The organism is Mycolicibacterium austroafricanum (assembly GCF_902705885.1).
Taxonomy (GTDB): domain Bacteria; phylum Actinomycetota; class Actinomycetes; order Mycobacteriales; family Mycobacteriaceae; genus Mycobacterium; species Mycobacterium vanbaalenii_A.
In genome coordinates this window covers 11,770-30,309 of record NZ_CACSIP010000032.1, presented here as the reverse complement: position 1 = coordinate 30,309, position 18,540 = coordinate 11,770, and the positions used below count along the sequence as shown (strand labels likewise).

Genomic DNA, 18,540 nt, shown 5'->3' with positions numbered 1-18,540 from the left:
AGAAGTGGCGGTAGTTAGGCTTTGGGGCATGCCCCTGTTCCCGGCCGCGTCCGCGGTTTCTGTGGGGGACCTGTACGCCCTGATCAGGGACAAGCGCATGATGACGCGCGCGCAGGCCGGCAAGCTGACTGGCTTGTCGCGGACGGCGGTGTCGGCCAGGGTGAGGGAACTCACCGCGCGTGACCTGGTCATCGAGCGGGATCAGGCGGTGTCGACCGGTGGTAGGCCGCCCACGCTGCTGAGTTTCAACGCCGAGGCCGGTGTGGTGCTGACCGCGGCCATCGGTGGCAGCCGGGCACGGTTGGCCGTCTGCAATCTGGCCGCTGAGGTGCTGGCAGCCGCCGACATCGACCAAGCGCCCGGACTGACCTCCGAGGATCTGATGCCGGATGTGGTCAAACGGCTCGACCTACTGCTGGCGGACGCGGGACACACCGCCCGGCAGGTGTTCGGCGTCGGTCTCAGTCTGCCGGGCACCGTCGACCAGGAGCGGGGCTGCAGCGTGGATTCGCCGGTGCTCAGCGGATGGGACGGCGCACCGCTGGTGCCGTACTTCCGCGAACTCACCGCTGCGCCCGTGGTGCTGGACAACGACGCCAACGTCATCGCGCTCGCCGAGTGGCGCGGCGGGGCCGGCGACTTCGACGACGTCCTGGTGATCAAGGCATCCACCGGTCTCGGCGCCGGCATCATCGCCGGCGGGGCTCTGCAGCGCGGGGCCACCCGAGCGGCCGGCGAGTTCGGTCACAACAAGGCCGCGGCGGCGGTAGGACGGGTGTGTCGCTGCGGCGACACCGGCTGCTTGGAGACCGTCGCCGGTGGCTGGGCGCTGGTCCGCATGCTGCGCGAGGAGGGCCGCGACGTCTGGAACCTACGCGACGTCGTCGAGGCCGCACATGGCGGAGACACGTTGGCGCGGCGGCTGATCCGCGACAGCGGCCGCCATGTCGGTGAGGTGCTCGCTGCCGCGGTCAATCTGCTCAACCCCGCGGCACTGGTGGTGGCGGGCGACGTGGCGGGCGCCTACGACTTCTTCGTCGCCGGATTGCGAGAAACGTTGTACGGCAATGCCACCACGCTGGCCACCCGGACGCTGCAGGTTGTGCCGTCGGCGTTCGGTGACCGCGCCGGGGTGATCGGCAGTGCCATGATGGTGCTCGATCGAGTCCTCGGTCCGGAGGCCATCGATGTGTTGGTTGCTCGAACCGCCGATCGGTAGTCGCAGGCTGGGCAATCAGCCCTTCGGCTCGCCCGGCGGGCTGAGCAGATCTGTCACGCCTGCGGCGTCCTGGCGACGCACGGTGTGCAGGCGTTCGGCGTAGCGCAGGTCATCACGCCACAATCGGTTGGCGGCACGCCGCATGAACGGTGTGATCAGCGGGGCCGCCCGCAACGCGCGCGCGAACCCCGGACGGTCGGACTGCGCGATGACGGCTTCGACGACCGTGCTACGCGGCAGCCCGTCCGGGCCGAATCCGTTTGGCGTGGCGTGGGTCTCGACGACGCTGCCGGTGCCTTCGCCGTCGACGATGCGCATCACCAGCGTGCGTGGTTCTGGGCTGGTGAACTCGGCGATCACCGGGATGCCGAGCCGGCCAACACGGAAGGTCACCGCCACCAGGAAGCGGTCCAATTCCTCCGGCACGTCACCGCCCTCGGGCGGGGCGCTGAGCACCTCCAGCCTGGTGAACGAGTACGGGTGAAACCAGGCGCCGTGCCAGGGGTCCATCCGGTTGGCGATGATGTCGACCGGTTCGCAGGTGCCGGTGAGGCTGGCGACGGCCGCGAGCCGTTCTCCCTCGGGCCGGACCGGAAGGATCGGCGCCGGCGTCGGTACTTCACCACCGATCCGGTCGAGACGAACCCACGCCAGCACCCCGTCGTCGAAGGCCGGCAACGACATCCAGTCGGGGCGGGATCGCCCGGTCAGACGCAGTCCGTGCCACGGGCAGATCAGGGCGCCGCGATCGAGCGTGCCGGTGCACAGGTCCGCTCCCAGATGCGGGCAGCGCGCCGGGCCGGCGCTCAACTGGTCGTCGACGCCACGCCAGCAGACCAGTTCGGCTCCGGCGATGTTGACCCCGTACGGTTTCGACGCGACGTCGGAGCTCGCGCCGATGACATACCAGTTGCCGCTGGGCCGCTTCTGGGAGCGTGCCATCGCGGCATCGATCACCGCAGGCGACGCCTGCCGGTAGGTGGGGCTCTGCCGGCTCCACGGGATGCGCGGCAGCAGCTCGAACGGCCAGGCCTTGCCGAGGGAGGTCGTCAACCGGTTCAGGGGCTTCATCGCAGTGTCCGCCTTTCGACGCGGCCGGCGAGCTTCCGCAGGACTGGTGAGCGTCCACGCACCGGCACGGTGTACATATCGTGCCCTTTCAGGCCGAAATGGGCGAGCAGGGTGTTGGCTGCCGCGGTACCCGTGGTGGCGGCACGCTCCATCAATGCCACCGGCAGGTCGATCCGGATGCCGTCACCGGCCAGCGCCAAGGTCGGGTGCGGGGTCTGCACCGTTGGCCGGTCGGCGTGGTCGCCGGGGGCCAGGCGTGGACAGTCGTTGCGGCACAGCGTCTTCTCGAAGACCACTCGCGCCGAGGAGGTCTCCGGGTAGAGCGCGTACAGCCGGGCGAGCAGGTCGCGGCGAAGCTGGGGCGTGTCGTCGGCGACCGAGTAGGCGTGCAGTTCCACCACCGACCCTCCGGTGCGCTGAGCCCATTCGGCGGCTTCGCGTTCGTAGCGGTTCAGCACGCTGATGTTGTCCAGCGGTTCCAGGCCGCCGGTTCCGAGGAAGGCCGGCCGGTCGTCGCGAACCGGACGGTCCAGCCACAGTCGCGTCACGATGAACGGTGCCGCGGTGCCCAACCGGCCGATCTGGGTGCGCCATCGGTCGTCGCCGAGGCCCGGTGAACCCGAGACGATGCTCTGCAGTGATGCGATGTCGGTGGCCAGCACCACGCCGTCGGCGTCGACGCCGGTGCCGGACTCGGCTGTCACCACGAACATGTCGGGGCCTGCGGTGGTGACGCTGCGAACGGATGTCCCGGTGTGCACCTGCACCCCCAGGTTCTGTAGATACTTGGCCAACGGTTCCCACAGCGCGACATCGAAGTTGGCATCGGCGACGTCGAAGACCAGACCCTCGCTGGAGCCCAGGAAGTAGATGTGGAACATGGTGGCCAGTTCGGCGGCGGACAGCGCCGCGGGGCGGGTGAAGAAGCTGCGGGAGAACACCTCGAACGCCAGATGTCGGGCGGCCACCGGAAAGTTGATGTCGCGCAGGAACGATTCCGCGTCGAGGTCGTCGAGCCGGGAGTAGGTCTCCGGTACCGACACTGCCGCCAGCGGAGCCGCGGCCCGGGCGTCGAGGCGGATCAGATCGCGTACCCGGAAGGTGGGGCTCCGAATCGCGAAAGCGACGGCGTTCAGCGGGGGAGTGCGGGGCAGACCACGAAACGTGTCACGCCGGCCGGCGGCGTCGACGAGCGGATAGTCGTCCAGCGGGCGCAACATCGACAGCTGCGGGTCGACGCGCCGCAGCAGGTCACGCAGCGTGTAGTACTGGCGGAAGAAGGCGTGGAAGCCGCGGTTCATCGCCAGCGGGGTGCCGTCGGGCAGGTGCTCCTGCCAGCCACCCACCCGGCCGCCGAGGTGGTCATGCTTCTCGAACAGCTCCACGGTCACGCCGCGTTCGGCCAGCGCGGTGGCNGCCGCAAGCCCAGCGATGCCGGCGCCGACGACGGCCACCGTGGGACGGGCGGGCAGGGCGCCCGCGTCGTCCAGCCCGGGCCCGGCGGGGTGGCGCACCCGGCGGGGATCGCTCACTGTGGCGCTCGCGCGAGGAAGGTGTGCACGATGTTGCGCTGCCAGCCGGGGACGGTGAGGCTGTGGACATCGGTGAAACCGTTGCGCTGCAACCGATCGAGGAATGCCTCGGCACCGTCGAAGTTGTTGACGCTGCGGCGCAGATAGCGGTACAGCCCGGCATCGCCGGAGCGGAGCCGGCCCGCAGGGATGATGATCGCCCAGCTCACCGCGTTCCACACCGCGGTCGCGGCGCGGGAATCGCGGACCGAGTACTCGTGGGCGGCGAACACACCACCGGGCCGCAACAGGGCGCACAACGACCGCAGTACGGGGTCCGGGTCGGCAAGATTGCGCACCAGATAGGCCGCGAGGATGCCGTCGAAAGGCCCGGTGACGCCGGCCGCGGCGAGGTCTTCGGCACGGCTGTGGACAAAGCGCACCGACTCCGGCCAGGTCTTCGCCTGCGCCTGGGCCAGCATGCCGGCCGAGCCGTCGGCGGCGACGATCTCGGCGTGCGGCGCGACCTCCAACAGGGCTGCCGTGGAAGCGCCTGTGCCGCAGCCGATGTCCAGGAGTCGTAGTCCACGGCCCTTGTCGGGCAACTGCATCCGCTCCGCGGATATTCTCAGATGCTCGTGGTATCCGGGATTGGCGCCGACCAGGCCGTCGTAGTCTTCGGCCCCGGCATCGAATGCGTCGGGTACGTCCTGCGGTTGGAGGTTCATGTCACCTTCTGTTCGCTCGTGACGCGGCGGTGTTCTGACGGCAGCGGGCGACCAGCAGCATCAGATACTGGTACCGGTCGATGGTCGCACCTCGTGCGAGCGCGTTGCCCGGGCACGCCAAGCTCTGACCAGTCCGACGGACGCGACCTGCAGGCGGCGAGACGTCGACACGCGGGCCCGCTGGGCGAACACGGCGAAATCCATTTCCTCGATGCGGTCCAGTATCTCCGAATACAACGTCAAGGCGGTGCTGACGCACGGCCGGGACCTCGGATGCAGCAGCGCAATACCCCTCTGAGCCTGGGTGTATATCCGTCTGGTGAACGCATGTTGTTCCATCAGCGCGGCCCGCAGCCTGCGGTCGGTACGGCGCTGCTGCTGACACCAGGTCAGCACGTCGCGGTCCACGCCGTGGCCGGCCAGCTCGTCGGCGGGCAGGTAGATCCGTCCGCGCGTCAGGTCCTCGTCGATGTCGCGCAGGAAATTGGTCAGCTGGAAGGCTTTTCCGAGCGCCGCCGCATACGGTGCCGCCTCCTCGCGCGGGGCGACCGTGCCCAGCACCGGCAGCAGCTGCAGACCGATCACCTCCGCAGATCCGTACATGTACCGGTCCAGCGCGGCCCGGTCGGGATAGTCGGTGACGGTCAGATCCATCCGCATCGAGGCGAGGAAGTCGTCGAACAGCTGCCAGTCCAGTTGGTAGCTGCGGGCGGTGTCCACGACGGCCTCCACGACCGGGTCGTCGCCGGCCTCCCGCTTCTCCACCAACCTCGCGAACAGCGCCCCCGCCAGTGTCTGCAGTTCTTCGGCGCGCTGAACCGCGCTGCGGGAGTCGAATCCGTCGAGTACGTCGTCGGCCCGGCGGGCGAAACCGTACAACGCGTGTACGGCGGGACGCTGGGCCGGTGAGAGCAGCCGCGTTGCCAGGAAGAACGTCCGCCCATGTTCGGCGTTGATCGCACGGCAGCGTCGGTAGGCATCCCGCAACGCCTCGTCGTGTACGCCGGCGGCGTCGAGTTCGGAGCCGATCATTGCGGCACCGCCCGAGGTCGCGCCCGGGTCGCGATTCCGGTGATGCGGTCGGCGGCGAGCCGACCCGACACGATCGCGGTGGGAATGCCGACACCCGGCACGGTGGAGGACCCGGCCAGCACCGCATTGTCGATGCCACGCACAGTGTTGCCGGGCCGGAACGGACCGGTCTGGCCGAAGGTGTGCGCCAGCGCGAACGGGGTTCCGGCGGCCATGCCCTGGCGGGCCCAGTCCTGCGGCGTGACGATGTGCAATATCTCGGCGTCGTCGCCGACGTGGGGGAGCCGGGCAGTCACGGTGTCCAACATGTGGTTTGCGTAGTCGTTCCGCCGTGTATCCCAGTCCTGCTGCCCCACAGCGGTGTTGGGAGCGGGAGCGAGGACGTAGAGCAGATCGCGGCCCGCCGGGGCAAGGCTGCGGTCCCCGGCGGTGGGCCGGGTGACCAGCAGGGACGGATCAGCCATCGGGCGGCCTTCGTCGATGATCTCGTCGAAGGTCTGCGCCCAGGCGTCTCCGAACACGATGGTGTGGTGGGCCTGGTCGGCGGGGGGTTCGACCGCCCGGCAGCCGATGTGGGCCACGACCGCCGACGGGGCGGGGCGCAGCCCGAGCAACCTCCGTGGGGTGCGTCCGAGCAGTCGGTAGGTGTCCGGCAGTTCCGTGGTGAGGACGACGGCATCGGCCGCGAACCGCTCGCCGGTGTCGGTGCGCACCGCGGTGACCCGGTCGCCGGAGCGTTCCAGCGCGGTGACGGTCGCGTTGTAGCGGAATTCGACTCCGGCAGCAGCGGCGGCACCGGCGAGTGCGTCGGGCAGAGCCCGCATGCCTCCTCGAGGGAAGTACACGCCGGACACGGTGTCCATGTAGGCGATGATGGCGTAGGCGGCCAGCGCCTTCTTCGGCGGAACCCCGACATAGAGCGCCTGAAAGGTGAACACCCGCAGCAGTCGTTCGTCGCTGATGAAACGGCGCACCATCGGCTCCCAATGCCGGAACCCGCCGATCGCCGCCAGCTTCGCGAGCGCAGGGGTCAGCAGCGACAGCGGCGAGTCGAAGTTGGCCGAGATGAAGCCGTCGAACTCGAGCTGGTAGAGCCGCGTCAACCACTGGCGCAGGCGCAGGTAGCCTTCGGCCTCCCGGGGGCCGGCGAAGCGTTCGATCTCGGCCGTCATCGTCGTGGCGTCACTGTGTACGTCCAGGCTGCTGCCGTCGGCGAAGTCGGCGCGATACGCCGGCAGCACCGGCTGCAGGTCCAGCCACGCGGCAGTCGACTCCCCGACGGCGGCGAACGTGTCCTCGATGATGTCGGGCATCGTCAGCACCGTCGGCCCGGTGTCCAGGTGGTAGCCCGCGATGTCGGCTCGGCCGACGCGGCCACCGGGATGGGCTCCCCGTTCGACGACGGTGACGGCTCGCCCACGGCCTGCCAGGTGCAGCGCTGCCGACAGGCCGGCAAGCCCGGCGCCGACGACGAGCACGCGGTCGGTGGATCCGGGGACGGTACGCATCAGAGGACCCGCTCGGTGCCGGCGTCGCCGGCCCGCGCCGCGGTGCCAGAACTGTCAAGCGCCTGTCTCGGTCGCCGGTGGGTGTGTCGGTCGATCCGGTCCACGCTACCCACGTCGACGATCAGCGTCTGCCAGCTGGCGATATCGGCATCGTGGCCGGCGTGCGCCGGCGCGCCGTGTCCCCTGCGCGTCGCGTGGGGTCGCGTCGTGGTGCGGGCCTTCACTGTCCCTACCTGCCCCCGTTCGTGGCGGGTCCAGCGCCGATGTCATCGAAGCCAGGAGATACCCAGTTCTGCCTCGATTATGCATAGCTGCTGCCGCCGCATCTCCGGGCCACCAGGCACGGCGGGGGTCACACCTTCGCGATGACGTTCTCGGCGAACATCTCCAGGTTGCGGATCTTCGCATCGAGCGGTTCGGTGTCCGGCCCCATGACGTAGGGAATCCGGAAGCCGACGATCACGTCGGTGACGCCTTTGTCCTCCAGCCGTTTGATGCCGTCCGGGGTGTAGGCGTCGATCGAGATCACATGGATCTCGTAGGGCCCCTCGCGGTCCTGCTCGGCGCGGAACTGGTTGAGTTTCTTCAGGAGTGCGTCGAGTTCCTCGGGGTCGCCACCGCCGTGCATCCAGCCGTCGTTGCGGGCTGCGCGTTTGAGGGCGGCGTCGGCGTGTCCGCCGATGAGGATGGGTACCGGTTTCGACGGCGCGGGCGTCATCTTGGTCTTGGGGATGTCGTAGAACTCCCCGTGATACTCGAAGTACTCACCAGAGGTGAGACCCCTGATGATGTCGATGCACTCGTCCATTCGCTTGCCGCGCTTGGCATATGGCACGTTCATCAGCTCGTAGTCCTCTGGCCACGGGCTGGTGCCGACACCGAGGCCGAGCCGGTTGTCGAACAGCGCGGCCAGCGAACCGGCCTGCTTGGCCACCAGCGCGGGCGGCCGGATCGGCAACTTGAGCACGAAGTGGTTGAACTTCAGAGTCGTCGTCACGGCGCACAGTGCCGCGGTCAGTACGAAGGACTCGATGAACGCCTTGCCTTCCAGGAACTCGCGGCTCCCGTCCGGCGTGTAGGGGTACTTCGAATCCGATTCGAATGGGTAGGCGACGCTGTCGGGGATCGTCATCGCGTGATAGCCGGCGGATTCGGCGGCCTTGGCCAGCGGAATGTAGAACGTCGGGTCGGTCATCGCTTCCGCGTAGGTGAACCGCACATCGCCTCCTGCTCGTCGGTGAGCACATACTAGAACGTGTTCTAGTATGCCGGTGCCGGGCGGGCCGGGGGGCGGATCAAGCGAGTTGCCCGTTTCGGCTCTCAGAGCCGCGGAACGTCGACCTCGACATCTGCCAGCGTGAACGGCGGTGCACCGACACCGACGACCGAGTACGTCGACCACGGTGTGCGCTCGGTCAACCGGGCCGGGGCGGCATGCTCCTGCACGACCACGGTCACATCCTGCGGCAACTTCACGTCGAACTCGGCCTCCAGAATCGTTCCCTGCCAGTGGTAGCGGCCGTCGATCGGGTCGACCCTGCCGGTGAGCCGTACTCGGGTGTCGTGGCGGTGCTCGCCGACGAGGACCACGGCGGACCCGTCATACACAGCATCGTCTGCGTCGCTGTCGCCTCCCTGTGAGCTGACCTCGAACGCCGACGGGATCCGCTTGCCCACCCGGCGCCAGAAATGGCCGCGGCGGCCGGTTCGTCCGCTCGAGTGCTGCGCGTAGTACTGCTGGGTGCCGGCCCGCACCTCGATGCGGGTGTTGCCGGTACGGCTCAGGTACGCCAGACACTTTGCGATGTAGCCCTTCTGGGCGGCGTTGTCGGGCCCGGTGAGCAGAAAGTAGTTGGGGACGCCGCGCACGGCCACGCCGAGGTAGGGAGCGAGGGTCGTCGGCCGTGAGCCGGGCAACGTGCCGTCGGTCGCGATGACCACCCGGACTCGGCGGTCATCGACGGTCCAGGTGTGGGTCGTCTCGTCGAAGACGGCGTTGTCTGTGTCGGGTCTCCGTAGGTACGCCACGGTGTCGACGTCGGTCACAGGAAGCGACTGCGCTTCCACATCCGCCGGGCGATCGGCCCCATCAACCCGACCTCCTCCAGGAACGCCGCCAGCGGAGCGAAGCCCAGCACCTGCACCCGGTGGCGGTGCGCGCTGGTGCGTGCGGCGCGGCGGGCACCGCGAGGGTCCGGCAGCCCGGCGCGGCGATACTGCACGGGGTTGGTGAACAGCCGCGCGAAGAACACACCGCCCACGCCGTTGATGTTGGCCACGAACAACTTCGGGACGCGGCGCAGGTGTGGTGCCCGCTTGCGCAGCCCGTCGCGGGCGAACTGGATGTGGCGCGCCTCCTCGGCGACGTGAATCCGCATCAGCCGCTGCACCATCGGCTGCAGCTCGGGATCGTCCATCATCTGGCGCTGCAACGAGTCGAAGATCTCCTCGCCGATCAAGGCGGCCAGCCACAGCATCGAGCCCTGGAAGGCGAAGGGCAGGGTGTTGATGATGACCCGCTGATACCGCCTGGGGCGCACCGGCTTGGCTCCGATCCTGTCGATCGCCTTGCCGAACATCACCATGTGCCGGGTCTCGTCGCCGAGTTCGGTCAGCTCGTAGTGCGTGGCGCGGGTCGTCGGATCCTGGTGCATCATCTTGCGCAGCAGCGCCTGACTGAGGATGTTCTCGAACCAGATCCCGGCCGAGAGGGTGTTGGCCAGCTCCTGCCGGGACAGTTCGATCTGCTGCTCCCGGGTCATGCTGTCCCACAGCGGGGTGCCGTAGAGCGACACGGTCTTGGGCGGCAGGAAGAACTTGTCCGGGTCCAGCGGCGCATCCCAGTCGATGTCGACGACCGGTGCGAACGACTTCTTCGCCGAGCCTTTCAGCAGGCGTTCGGCGAACTCGTCGCGGGTGGGTCCGGCGGGCGCCGCCGTGGAGGGTCTCGCCGGAGCTGTCATCGCGAATGTCCCGTCGTCGCTGGGTATTGAATCGAAACTATGGCCGCGTCGCGCACGATGTCAATACCTCGGGTATCGCATACCTCTGGTATCGACAAATGTAGGCCCCGGAATCAGGGGCGGTGCGCGATCATGCTGGCTATGGGATCTTTTCTGCTGCGCGCCGCGCTGACCGGGCTCGCGTTGTGGGTCGTCACGCTCGTCGTCCCCGGCATCGGATTCGTCGGCGGCGACTCGACGGTGGCCAGGGTCGGGGTGATCTTCGTCGTGGCGGTGATCTTCGGCCTCGTCAACGCGGTGATCAAGCCGATCGTGCAGATCATCTCCATCCCGCTCTACATCCTCACGCTCGGTCTGATCCACGTCGTCATCAACGCGTTCATGTTGTGGATCACCTCGTGGATCACCGAACACACGACGCACTGGGGCTTGTCGATCGACAGCTTCTGGTGGACGGCGATCTGGGCCGCGATCGTGTTGTCGATCGTGAGTTGGGTGCTCTCGCTGGTCGTCAAGGCAGACTGAGTGCCATGCCTGAACTGCCGGAGGTCGAAGCGCTCGCCGATCATCTGCGCCGGCACGCGGTCGGCCTGACCGTTGGGCGCGTCGACGTGGCGGCGCTGTCGGTGCTCAAGACGTTCGATCCGCCGGTGTCCGCACTGGCGGGCCACCAGGTGACCGGCGCCCACCGGTGGGGCAAGTACCTCGGGCTGCAGGTGGGAGAGGCGCATTTGATCACGCACCTGTCCCGGGCGGGCTGGCTGCGCTGGTCGGACAAGCTCGCCGCCGCGCCGTTGAAGCCGGGCAAGGGGCCGATCGCGCTGCGGGTGCACTTGAAGGATCCGAGCGCTTCGGACCACACGGTGGGTTTTGACCTGACCGAGGCCGGGACGCAGAAGCGACTGGCGGTCTGGGTCGTCACCGACCCGATGGCGGTGCCGCAGATCGCCTCGCTCGGGCCCGACGCGCTGTCACTGACCCCGCAGGGGTTGGCCGAGGCGCTGCGGACCAACTCGGGCCGGATCAAGACCGTGATCACCGACCAGAAGGTGATCGCCGGCATCGGCAATGCCTACAGCGACGAGATCCTGCACGTCGCCAAGCTGTCGCCGTTCGCGACCGCGAACAAGCTGACCGACGCGCAACTCGCGGCGCTGCACGACGCGATGATCTCGGTGCTCACCGATGCGGTGACGCGGTCGGTGGGCCAGCAGGCGGCCACGCTGAAAGGGGAGAAGCGCTCCGGGTTGCGGGTGCACGCCCGTACCGGGCTACCGTGTCCGGTCTGCGGTGACACCGTGCGGGAGGTGTCGTTCGCCGACAAGTCGTTCCAGTACTGCCCGACCTGCCAGACCGCGGGCAAGATCCTGGCCGACCGGCGGATGTCCCGACTGCTCAAGTAGCGCCGGAACGGTATTCCAGCAGGGGCTCACTCGGGCAATCGCGCAGGGAATACAGTTCCGGCGGCCTGTCGTAAGTGGAAGCCACTTGTCTAACTCGGTTATCCTGCCCGGCATGACTCGGCAGAAGATCCTCATCACCGGGGCGAGCTCCGGACTCGGCGCCGGAATGGCCCGCCAGTTCGCCGCCAAGGGACGCGACCTCGCGCTGTGTGCACGCCGCGTCGACAACCTCAGTGAACTGCAGGCCGAACTCAGCGCGCGTCACCCCGGCATCAAGGTCGCCGTCGCCGCGCTGGACGTGAACGATCACGAGCAGGTGCCGAAGGTGTTCGCGGAGCTCTCCGACGAACTCGGCGGCATCGACTGCGTCATCGTCAACGCCGGCATCGGCAAGGGCTACCCGCTCGGCGGCGGAAAGCCGTGGGCCAACAAGGCCACCATCGAGACCAATCTCGTTGCGGCACTGGTGCAGATCGAGACCGCGCTGGAGATGTTCAAGAAGGCCGGCAAGGGGCACCTCGTCCTGGTGGCGTCCGTGCTCGGCAACGTCGGCGTGCCCGGACACAAGGCCGCCTACTCGGCGAGCAAGGCGGGTGTGATCTCGCTCGGCCAGTCGTTGCGTGCCGAATACCCCTCCGGACCGATCAAGATCACCGTGCTCGAACCCGGCTACATCGAGTCGGAGATGACCGCGAAGTCCAACTCCACGATGCTGATGGTCGACAACGAGACAGGCGTCAAAGCGATGATCGACGCGATCGAGAAGGAGAAGGGGCGCGCCGTCGTGCCCGGGTGGCCGTGGTGGCCGCTGGTGGAGCTGATGAAGGTGTTGCCGCCGCGGTTTACCAAACGCTTCGCCTGAGGGTGCAACCATGTGAGCACCTTGACAGATCGTTGGGTTTTCCTAACAATTGGTTAGATGAGCCCGGTCAGGCGAGGGGAAACAACTCCGATTCATAATCGGATCGGCGTGCTGCGCGCCGAGCGGCGGATGAGCCGCGCGGAGCTCGCGGGACTCATCGACGTCAACCCGCAGACCGTCGGCGCGCTGGAGCGAGGCGACCATTACCCCAGCCTCGATCTCGCGTTCCGCATCTGTGATGTCTTCGACCTACCCGTCGAGGCCGTGTTCTCGCGGGTCCCGTTCACCCCCTTGTCGACGGAGCTGTACCGGAAACCGCAAGGAGGGAATCATGCCTGAAGCGACCCTGATCGATCGCTACCAGGCCTACCGCACCCGCCGCTTTCTCAAACATGAACGCACGTATGCCAATTCGCTACCGGCGTGGCGCAGTCGGCAGCGGCGACGCATGCTCGTCGTCGGGCTTGCCATCACGTTCGCGTTCATGGCGACGGTGAGCGTGATGTGCGCGTTCGGGATCGAGTGGGCGCCGCTGCTGTGGCTTCCGGCGTGCCTGGTGTTCTTTCCGTTGTACCTGATGCTGCAGATCGTCTCCGGTCGCCAGGGCGACGCGCCCGACGCCGCGCTCGACGAATACGAACTGGCGCAACGTAACAGCGCCCGATCGATCGGCCTGACCGTGACCCAGAACCTGATGCTGCTGCCGATCTTCTACCTGATCTTCGGCGCGGTGCGGACCGATGGCACGGACACCGACATGGCGTACGCCGGCGGCCTGATGGCGCTGACCGTGCTGCTCATCGGTGGGTGCCTCCCGGCGATGATCCTGGGGTGGACCCGCCCTGACCCCGATTAGCCGATTCCGGCGGGGCCGCCGGTGTCACGCGCTGCGGCCACGTTCGGTGCGGTAGCGGCGCACCAGGGCATCCGTCGACGAGTCGGTCTGCTCGGCGGGGGAGGCGTCACTGGTGATCACCGGCAGCAGTGCCTTGGCCTGCGTCTTGCCCAGTTCGACGCCCCACTGGTCGAACGAGTCGATACCCCAGATGACGCCCTCGACGAACACCTGGTGTTCGTAGAGCGCGATCAGCTGGCCGACCACCGACGGCGTCAGCTTGGTCCCGAGGATCGACGTGCTGGGCCGGTTGCCTGGCATCACCTTGTGTGGCACCACATCTGGCGAGGTGCCTTCCGCTGCGATCTCGTCGGCGGTCTTGCCGAACGCCAGCACCTGCGTCTGCGCGAAGAAGTTGCTCATCAGCAGGTCGTGCATGCTGCCGGTGCCGTCGGCGGTAGGCAGATCGTCGGTGGGCTCGCTGAACCCGATGAAGTCCGCGGGCACCAGCCGGGTGCCCTGGTGCAGCAGTTGGTAGAAGGCGTGCTGACCATTGGTGCCTGGTTCGCCCCAGAAGATCTCGCCGGTGTCGGTGCTGACAGCTGTGCCGTCGGCGCGCACCGACTTGCCGTTGGACTCCATCGTCAGCTGCTGCAGATATGCCGCGAAGCGCGACAGGTCGTTGGAATACGGCAGCACCGCGCGAGTTCCGGCGCCGAAGAAGTTGTTGTACCAGAGCCCGATCATGCCGAGCAGCACCGGGGCGTTGGCCTCCAGCGGCGCGGTCCGGAAGTGCTCGTCGACGAGGTGGAACCCCGCCAGGAACTCGGCGAACCGCTCCCTGCCGATGACGGCCATCACCGACAGGCCGATCGCCGAGTCGACGGAGTAGCGCCCGCCGACCCAGTCCCAGAACCCGAACATGTTGTCGGTGTTGATGCCGAACTCGTCGACCAGCTTGCTGTTGGTCGACACCGCCACAAAGTGCTCGGCCACCGCTGCGTCCCCCAGCGTGTCGGTGAGCCAGCGACGTGCGGCGGTCGCATTGGTCAATGTCTCCAACGTCGAGAACGTCTTCGACGCGATGACAAAAAGTGTTGTGGCCGGGTCGAGTCCGGCCAGCTTGGCGACGAGGTCTGCCGGGTCGACGTTGGAGACGAACCGGGCCGAGATGCCCGCGTCGGCGTAATGGCGCAACGCCTGGTCCACCATCACCGGACCCAGATCCGACCCGCCGATGCCGATGTTGACCACCGTGGTGATGCGCTCCCCGGTGGCGCCGCGCCATTCGCCGCTGCGCAGCCGATCGGTGAAGTCGCCCATCCGGTCGAGCACCTCGTGTACATCGGCGACGACGTCCTGGCCATCGACCTCGAGTTCGACGCCGCCAGGCAGCCGAAGGGCGGTGTGCAAGACGGCCCGGTCCTCCGAGGTGTTGATGTGGGCGCCGGAGAACATCGCATCACGGCGCTCGGTCAGGTTGGCCGCCCGGGCGAGATCCAGCAGCAACGTCAGGGTCTGCCGGGTGACCCGGTGCTTGCTGTAGTCGATGTAGAGGTCGCCCACCGTCAGCGCCAGTTCCGTACCGCGGGTGGGATCCTGGGCGAACAGCTCGCGCAAATGCTCGGCGCCGATCTCGTCGTGGTGCCGGGACAGCGCCTGCCATGCCGGGGTGGTGGAGATATCGGAAAACTCTGCGGCCATGTGAAGAACCCTAGTGCGGGCCGGCGCGCAACGGAGTAGATGATTGGAGTATGGATACTTCCGCACTGCTGGCATCGGTACCGACGGGCTTGTGGATCGGCGGTGAGGAACGCGCCGGCTCCTCGACGTTCGACGTGCTCAACCCCGCTACCGAGGAAGTCTTGATCAGCGTCGCCGACGCGACCGCCGAGGACGCCGTCGCCGCACTCGACGCGGCGTGTGCCGTGCAGGCCGAATGGGCCGCGACCGCACCACGGGAACGCGGCGAGATCCTGCGCGCGGTCTTCGAATCCATCACCGAACGGACCGACGAGATCGCGGCGTTGATGACGCTCGAGATGGGCAAGGTGCTCGCCGAGAGCAAAGGCGAGGTGAAGTACGGATCGGAGTTCTTCCGCTGGTTCGCCGAGGAGGCGGTGCGCATCGGGGGCCGCTACACGCCGGCGCCGGCGGGCACCGGGCGCATCATCGTCACCAAGGCGCCGGTGGGTCCGTGTTACGCGATCACGCCGTGGAACTTTCCGCTGGCGATGGGCACCCGCAAGATCGGGCCCGCGCTGGCGGCCGGCTGCACGATGATCGTCAAGCCGGCGCAGGAGACCCCGCTGACCATGCTGCTGCTCGCCAAGCTCATCGACGAGGCCGGCCTTCCCAAGGGCGTGCTGTCGGTGCTGCCGACCACCAAACCTCGTGACGTCACCACCGCGCTCATCGACGACGGCCGCATCCGCAAGCTGACCTTCACCGGGTCCACCGGGGTGGGCAAGGCGCTGGCGAAGCAGGCCTCGGACGCGCTGTTGCGCCAGTCGATGGAACTCGGCGGCAATGCGCCGTTCATCGTGTTCGACGACGCCGACGTGGACGCTGCCGTGGATGGAGCGATCCTGGCGAAGATGCGCAACGGCGGCGAGGCCTGCACGGCGGCCAACAGATTCCACGTGGCCAACGCGGTGCGTGAGGAGTTCACCGAGAAGCTGGTCAAGCGGATGAGCGAGTTCACCCTCGGTGACGGCCTGGATCCGTCGGCCACCCTGGGGCCGCTGATCAACGCCAAGCAGGTGTCGACGGTCCAGGATCTGGTGTCCGACGCGGTGTCGCGCGGCGCGACCGTCGCCGTCGGCGGCGTCGCACCCGGCGGACCCGGCAACTTCTATCCGGCCACCGTGCTCGCCGACGTCCCCGCCGACGCCCGGATCCTCAAGGAGGAGGTGTTCGGGCCGGTGGCCCCCATCGCCGGGTTCGACACCGACGAGCAGGGCATCGCGGCCGCGAACGACACCGAATACGGCCTGGCGGCCTATGTGTACACGCAGTCGCTGGACCGGGCGCTGCGTGCCGCCGAAGGCATCGAGGCAGGCATGGTCGGGGTCAACCGCGGCGTCATCTCCGATCCGGCCGCACCGTTCGGCGGTGTCAAGGAATCCGGCTTCGGGCGTGAGGGGGGCACCGAGGGCATCGAGGAGTATCTCGACACCAAGTACATCGCGCTGACCAACTAGCCGCCCGAGCCAGCCGCCCGAGCCAGCCGCCCGAGCCAGCCACCCGAACTCGACCCGGCCCCGGCCGCGCGCCTTCCGGATCCGGCGCCGCGCAGCCCATAAAATTCCTGGTTCGCAGCTGGCTGCGAACGATCAGGAGGGCGCTGGACCGTGACTGCCGTGACCGCGGCGCCGATCCGTGTGGGCCCACGCCGATATTCCAGCCCGGGCCGGGGGATCCCCGCGCTCGACGGCGTCCGAGCAGTCGCCGTCGCGCTGGTCCTGGCCGACCACGGCGGCATCCCCGGACTGTCCGGCGGCTTCCTCGGTGTCGACGTCTTCTTCGTCCTCAGCGGGTTCCTGATCACCTCGCTGCTGCTCGACGAGATCGGCCGCACCGGGCGGATCGGGTTGAAGGACTTCTGGATTCGCCGCGCCCGCCGGTTGCTGCCGGCGCTGGTCGTGATGGTCCTCGCCGTCGTGGCGGCGCGGGAGCTGTTTGCCGCCGAGTCCACCGTCTCGCTTCGCGAGCATGCCGTCGCCACCTTCTTCTGGATGTCCAACTGGGTGTTCGTCGCCGAGCAGACGGACTACTTCTCCCAGGGCGCTCCGCCGTCACCGTTGCAGCACACCTGGTCGCTGGCGGTCGAGGAGCAGTACTACGTGCTCTGGCCGCTGCTGGTCGCCGGCGTGGTCGCCGCTCTGGCGGCGGTGGCCTACCGCCGGGGCGTCCCGCTGACGGCGCGGGCGGTGCGCACCGCGGTCTTCGTCACGGCGACGGCCGGGGTGATCGGGTCCGCGACCGCGGCGCACGTTCTCAGCGCCGGAGCGTCTCAAGCCACCCTCAACCGCGTCTACTTCGGCACCGACACCCGGATGCAGGCCCTGCTGGTCGGCGCGGCGGCCGCGGCGTTGCTGGTGCGCGACTGGCGGGGGCTGGCCGAGGGCGGGGTGGTGCTGCGTTCCCGGTGGGCCAGGTGGCTCGCGCGCCTCGCGCCGGTGGCCGGCCTGGTGGTTCTCGGCGGGGCCGCCCACCTCGCCACCGGCACCGCGCAGGAGTTCCGCCGCGGTCTGCTGCTCGTGGTCGCGGCCGCGGCGATCCTCGTCGTCGCCTCGGTGGCCCTGGAGCAGGACGGGCCGGTCGCGAGACTGCTCGCGTTGCCCCCTCTGGTGGGGCTCGGCGCGATCTCCTACGGCGTCTACCTGTGGCACTGGCCGCTGTTTCTGCTGATCAACGGTGAACGTACCGGCACGACGGGGTGGGAGCTGTTCGCGCTGCGATGCGCGGCGACCGTCGCGGTCGCGACCGTGGTGTGGTGGCTGGTCGAACAACCGATCCGCCGGTGGCGGCCGCTGACCGTGCCGATGCTGCCGCTGGCGACCGCGACGGCGGCGACCGCCGCGGTGGTGACGATGACCGTGCTGCCCGTCGGGGCGAAGGACGCGGAGCCGGCGCCGGGGCCGCTGGTGGACAGCGCGGCGCTGATCGCCCCCGAGATCCCCGTCGCGGTGACCGCACCGGCACGACCGCAGGTCCCCGGAGAGACCAGGGTGGCGGTCTTCGGGGACTCCATCGCGTGGACGCTGATGCGGTATCTGCCGCCGACGCCGGGGCTGCATTTCGCCGACTACACCACCATCGGCTGCGGGATCGCCCGTGGCGGACCGTACGAGTACGTCGGCCGGGAGCTCGACCAGAAACCCGAGTGCGACGCGTGGCCGGCCAGGTGGGCGCAGCGGATCAGCCACGAACGTCCCGACGTGGTGCTGCTGATCGTCGGGCGTTGGGAGGTCGTCGACCGGATGAACGAGGGTCGTTGGACCCACATCGGCGAGCCGGGTTACGACGGGTACCTGCGCGCTGAGCTCAACCGGGCACTCGACATCCTGGGTTCGACCGGCGCGCGGATCGTGGTGACGACCGAACCGTACAACCGGCGCGCCGAGAAGCCGGACGGCAGTCTCTACCCGGAGGACCAGCCCACCCGGGTCGACCGCTGGAACACGTTGTTGCGCAGCGTGGTCACTCAGCGGCGGAACGCCTCGGTGCTGGATCTCAACCGCAAGCTGAGCCCGAACGGCGTCTACACCACCAGGGTCGAGGGCATCAGGATGCGTAGCGACGGCGTGCATCCGACACCGGAAGCGGTCGAGTGGTTGACGCCGTGGCTGACCGAGGCGCTCGAACCGCGGTGAACCGGGTGCAGTTCGTCACGGCGGGCGTGA

Annotated in this window: 18 protein-coding genes; 8 read left to right on the top strand and 10 right to left on the bottom strand. The window is 68.4% G+C overall.

Annotation, left to right across the window (positions count from 1 at the left end):
• Positions 1-28 precede the first annotated feature (28 nt).
• Positions 29-1,219 carry an ROK family protein gene (locus tag BEMPMBAN_RS20290; protein ID WP_159233055.1) on the top strand — a complete coding sequence of 397 codons (1,191 nt, stop codon included), beginning with the start codon at positions 29-31 and terminating at the stop codon, positions 1,217-1,219.
• Positions 1,220-1,234: 15 nt separating this feature from the next.
• Here the strand turns inward: BEMPMBAN_RS20290 and BEMPMBAN_RS20285 are convergent, their stop codons facing one another.
• The 9 genes from BEMPMBAN_RS20285 to BEMPMBAN_RS20245 all read right to left on the bottom strand — a co-directional run bounded on the left by BEMPMBAN_RS20285 (position 1,235) and on the right by BEMPMBAN_RS20245 (position 10,032).
• Positions 1,235-2,290 carry a Rieske (2Fe-2S) protein gene (locus tag BEMPMBAN_RS20285; RefSeq protein WP_159233054.1) on the bottom strand — a complete coding sequence of 352 codons (1,056 nt, stop codon included), beginning with the start codon at positions 2,288-2,290 and terminating at the stop codon, positions 1,235-1,237.
• Entirely contained in the window at positions 2,287-3,822 is a 1,536-nt protein-coding gene (locus BEMPMBAN_RS20280) for an FAD-dependent oxidoreductase (RefSeq protein ID WP_159233053.1), read from the bottom strand. The genes BEMPMBAN_RS20285 and BEMPMBAN_RS20280 overlap by 4 nt, the downstream gene beginning before the upstream one ends.
• Positions 3,819-4,529: a class I SAM-dependent methyltransferase gene (locus BEMPMBAN_RS20275; RefSeq protein ID WP_159233052.1), complete on the bottom strand. Its 711-nt coding sequence runs from the start codon at positions 4,527-4,529 to the stop codon at positions 3,819-3,821. Before BEMPMBAN_RS20275 ends, BEMPMBAN_RS20280 begins: the two co-directional genes overlap by 4 nt.
• 60 nt (positions 4,530-4,589) lie before the next feature.
• Positions 4,590-5,561: a phytoene/squalene synthase family protein gene (locus BEMPMBAN_RS20270; protein ID WP_159233051.1), complete on the bottom strand. Its 972-nt coding sequence runs from the start codon at positions 5,559-5,561 to the stop codon at positions 4,590-4,592.
• On the bottom strand, positions 5,558-7,069 hold the full coding sequence (crtI, locus tag BEMPMBAN_RS20265; RefSeq protein ID WP_159233049.1) for a phytoene desaturase family protein: 1,512 nt from the start codon (positions 7,067-7,069) through the stop codon (positions 5,558-5,560). Before crtI ends, BEMPMBAN_RS20270 begins: the two co-directional genes overlap by 4 nt.
• Positions 7,069-7,293 carry a hypothetical protein gene (locus tag BEMPMBAN_RS20260; RefSeq protein WP_159233048.1) on the bottom strand — a complete coding sequence of 75 codons (225 nt, stop codon included), beginning with the start codon at positions 7,291-7,293 and terminating at the stop codon, positions 7,069-7,071. Before BEMPMBAN_RS20260 ends, crtI begins: the two co-directional genes overlap by 1 nt.
• A gap of 128 nt (positions 7,294-7,421) precedes the next feature.
• Entirely contained in the window at positions 7,422-8,288 is an 867-nt protein-coding gene (locus BEMPMBAN_RS20255; protein ID WP_159233046.1) for an LLM class flavin-dependent oxidoreductase, read from the bottom strand.
• A gap of 101 nt (positions 8,289-8,389) precedes the next feature.
• Complete coding sequence (locus BEMPMBAN_RS20250) at positions 8,390-9,115, bottom strand: DUF4873 domain-containing protein (RefSeq protein ID WP_159233045.1); 726 nt, start codon at positions 9,113-9,115, stop codon at positions 8,390-8,392.
• Entirely contained in the window at positions 9,112-10,032 is a 921-nt protein-coding gene (locus tag BEMPMBAN_RS20245) for an AurF N-oxygenase family protein (RefSeq protein ID WP_159233044.1), read from the bottom strand. The genes BEMPMBAN_RS20250 and BEMPMBAN_RS20245 overlap by 4 nt, the downstream gene beginning before the upstream one ends.
• A gap of 141 nt (positions 10,033-10,173) precedes the next feature.
• On the opposite strand from BEMPMBAN_RS20245, the gene BEMPMBAN_RS20240 reads away from it, so the two are divergent.
• The 5 genes from BEMPMBAN_RS20240 to BEMPMBAN_RS20220 all read left to right on the top strand — a co-directional run bounded on the left by BEMPMBAN_RS20240 (position 10,174) and on the right by BEMPMBAN_RS20220 (position 13,153).
• Entirely contained in the window at positions 10,174-10,557 is a 384-nt protein-coding gene (locus BEMPMBAN_RS20240) for a phage holin family protein (RefSeq protein ID WP_159233043.1), read from the top strand.
• Between the two features lie 5 nt (positions 10,558-10,562).
• A complete protein-coding gene (locus tag BEMPMBAN_RS20235; RefSeq protein ID WP_159233042.1) occupies positions 10,563-11,435 on the top strand; it encodes an Fpg/Nei family DNA glycosylase in 873 nt (290 codons plus the stop codon).
• Positions 11,436-11,547: 112 nt separating this feature from the next.
• Entirely contained in the window at positions 11,548-12,297 is a 750-nt protein-coding gene (locus tag BEMPMBAN_RS20230; RefSeq protein WP_159233041.1) for an SDR family oxidoreductase, read from the top strand.
• Positions 12,298-12,354: 57 nt separating this feature from the next.
• The gene (locus tag BEMPMBAN_RS20225) at positions 12,355-12,636 is read left to right on the top strand and encodes a helix-turn-helix transcriptional regulator (RefSeq protein ID WP_159233040.1); all 282 of its coding nucleotides are present in this window, start codon (positions 12,355-12,357) and stop codon (positions 12,634-12,636) included.
• Entirely contained in the window at positions 12,629-13,153 is a 525-nt protein-coding gene (locus tag BEMPMBAN_RS20220; protein ID WP_159233039.1) for a hypothetical protein, read from the top strand. Before BEMPMBAN_RS20225 ends, BEMPMBAN_RS20220 begins: the two co-directional genes overlap by 8 nt.
• Before the next feature lie 24 nt (positions 13,154-13,177).
• On the opposite strand, the gene pgi is transcribed toward BEMPMBAN_RS20220, so the two are convergent.
• Positions 13,178-14,836 (bottom strand): glucose-6-phosphate isomerase, encoded by a 1,659-nt coding sequence (gene pgi, locus BEMPMBAN_RS20215; RefSeq protein ID WP_159233038.1) that lies wholly within the window; start codon positions 14,834-14,836, stop codon positions 13,178-13,180.
• Positions 14,837-14,886: 50 nt separating this feature from the next.
• Between pgi and BEMPMBAN_RS20210 the strand changes: the two genes are divergently transcribed.
• Together BEMPMBAN_RS20210 and BEMPMBAN_RS20205 are read left to right on the top strand one after the other, a co-directional pair.
• Positions 14,887-16,335, top strand: coding sequence for an NAD-dependent succinate-semialdehyde dehydrogenase (locus BEMPMBAN_RS20210; protein WP_159233037.1), 1,449 nt, complete (start codon positions 14,887-14,889; stop codon positions 16,333-16,335).
• 150 nt (positions 16,336-16,485) lie between these two features.
• Positions 16,486-18,510, top strand: a complete 2,025-nt coding sequence (locus tag BEMPMBAN_RS20205) for an SGNH/GDSL hydrolase family protein (protein ID WP_159233036.1) — start codon at positions 16,486-16,488, stop codon at positions 18,508-18,510.
• Positions 18,511-18,540 lie beyond the last annotated feature (30 nt).

What these genes read in the sequence shown, in the direction of transcription:
- BEMPMBAN_RS20290 (WP_159233055.1), top strand. Translation starts at nt 29, where the DNA reads ATGCCCCTGTTCCCGGCCGCGTCCGCGGTTTCTGTGGGGGACCTGTAC.
- BEMPMBAN_RS20285 (WP_159233054.1), bottom strand. Translation starts at nt 2,290, where the DNA reads ATGAAGCCCCTGAACCGGTTGACGACCTCCCTCGGCAAGGCCTGGCCG.
- BEMPMBAN_RS20275 (WP_159233052.1), bottom strand. Translation starts at nt 4,529, where the DNA reads ATGAACCTCCAACCGCAGGACGTACCCGACGCATTCGATGCCGGGGCC.
- BEMPMBAN_RS20270 (WP_159233051.1), bottom strand. Translation starts at nt 5,561, where the DNA reads ATGATCGGCTCCGAACTCGACGCCGCCGGCGTACACGACGAGGCGTTG.
- crtI (WP_159233049.1), bottom strand. Translation starts at nt 7,069, where the DNA reads ATGCGTACCGTCCCCGGATCCACCGACCGCGTGCTCGTCGTCGGCGCC.
- BEMPMBAN_RS20245 (WP_159233044.1), bottom strand. Translation starts at nt 10,032, where the DNA reads ATGACAGCTCCGGCGAGACCCTCCACGGCGGCGCCCGCCGGACCCACC.
- BEMPMBAN_RS20240 (WP_159233043.1), top strand. Translation starts at nt 10,174, where the DNA reads ATGGGATCTTTTCTGCTGCGCGCCGCGCTGACCGGGCTCGCGTTGTGG.
- BEMPMBAN_RS20235 (WP_159233042.1), top strand. Translation starts at nt 10,563, where the DNA reads ATGCCTGAACTGCCGGAGGTCGAAGCGCTCGCCGATCATCTGCGCCGG.
- BEMPMBAN_RS20230 (WP_159233041.1), top strand. Translation starts at nt 11,548, where the DNA reads ATGACTCGGCAGAAGATCCTCATCACCGGGGCGAGCTCCGGACTCGGC.
- BEMPMBAN_RS20225 (WP_159233040.1), top strand. Translation starts at nt 12,355, where the DNA reads ATGAGCCCGGTCAGGCGAGGGGAAACAACTCCGATTCATAATCGGATC.
- BEMPMBAN_RS20220 (WP_159233039.1), top strand. Translation starts at nt 12,629, where the DNA reads ATGCCTGAAGCGACCCTGATCGATCGCTACCAGGCCTACCGCACCCGC.
- pgi (WP_159233038.1), bottom strand. Translation starts at nt 14,836, where the DNA reads ATGGCCGCAGAGTTTTCCGATATCTCCACCACCCCGGCATGGCAGGCG.
- BEMPMBAN_RS20210 (WP_159233037.1), top strand. Translation starts at nt 14,887, where the DNA reads ATGGATACTTCCGCACTGCTGGCATCGGTACCGACGGGCTTGTGGATC.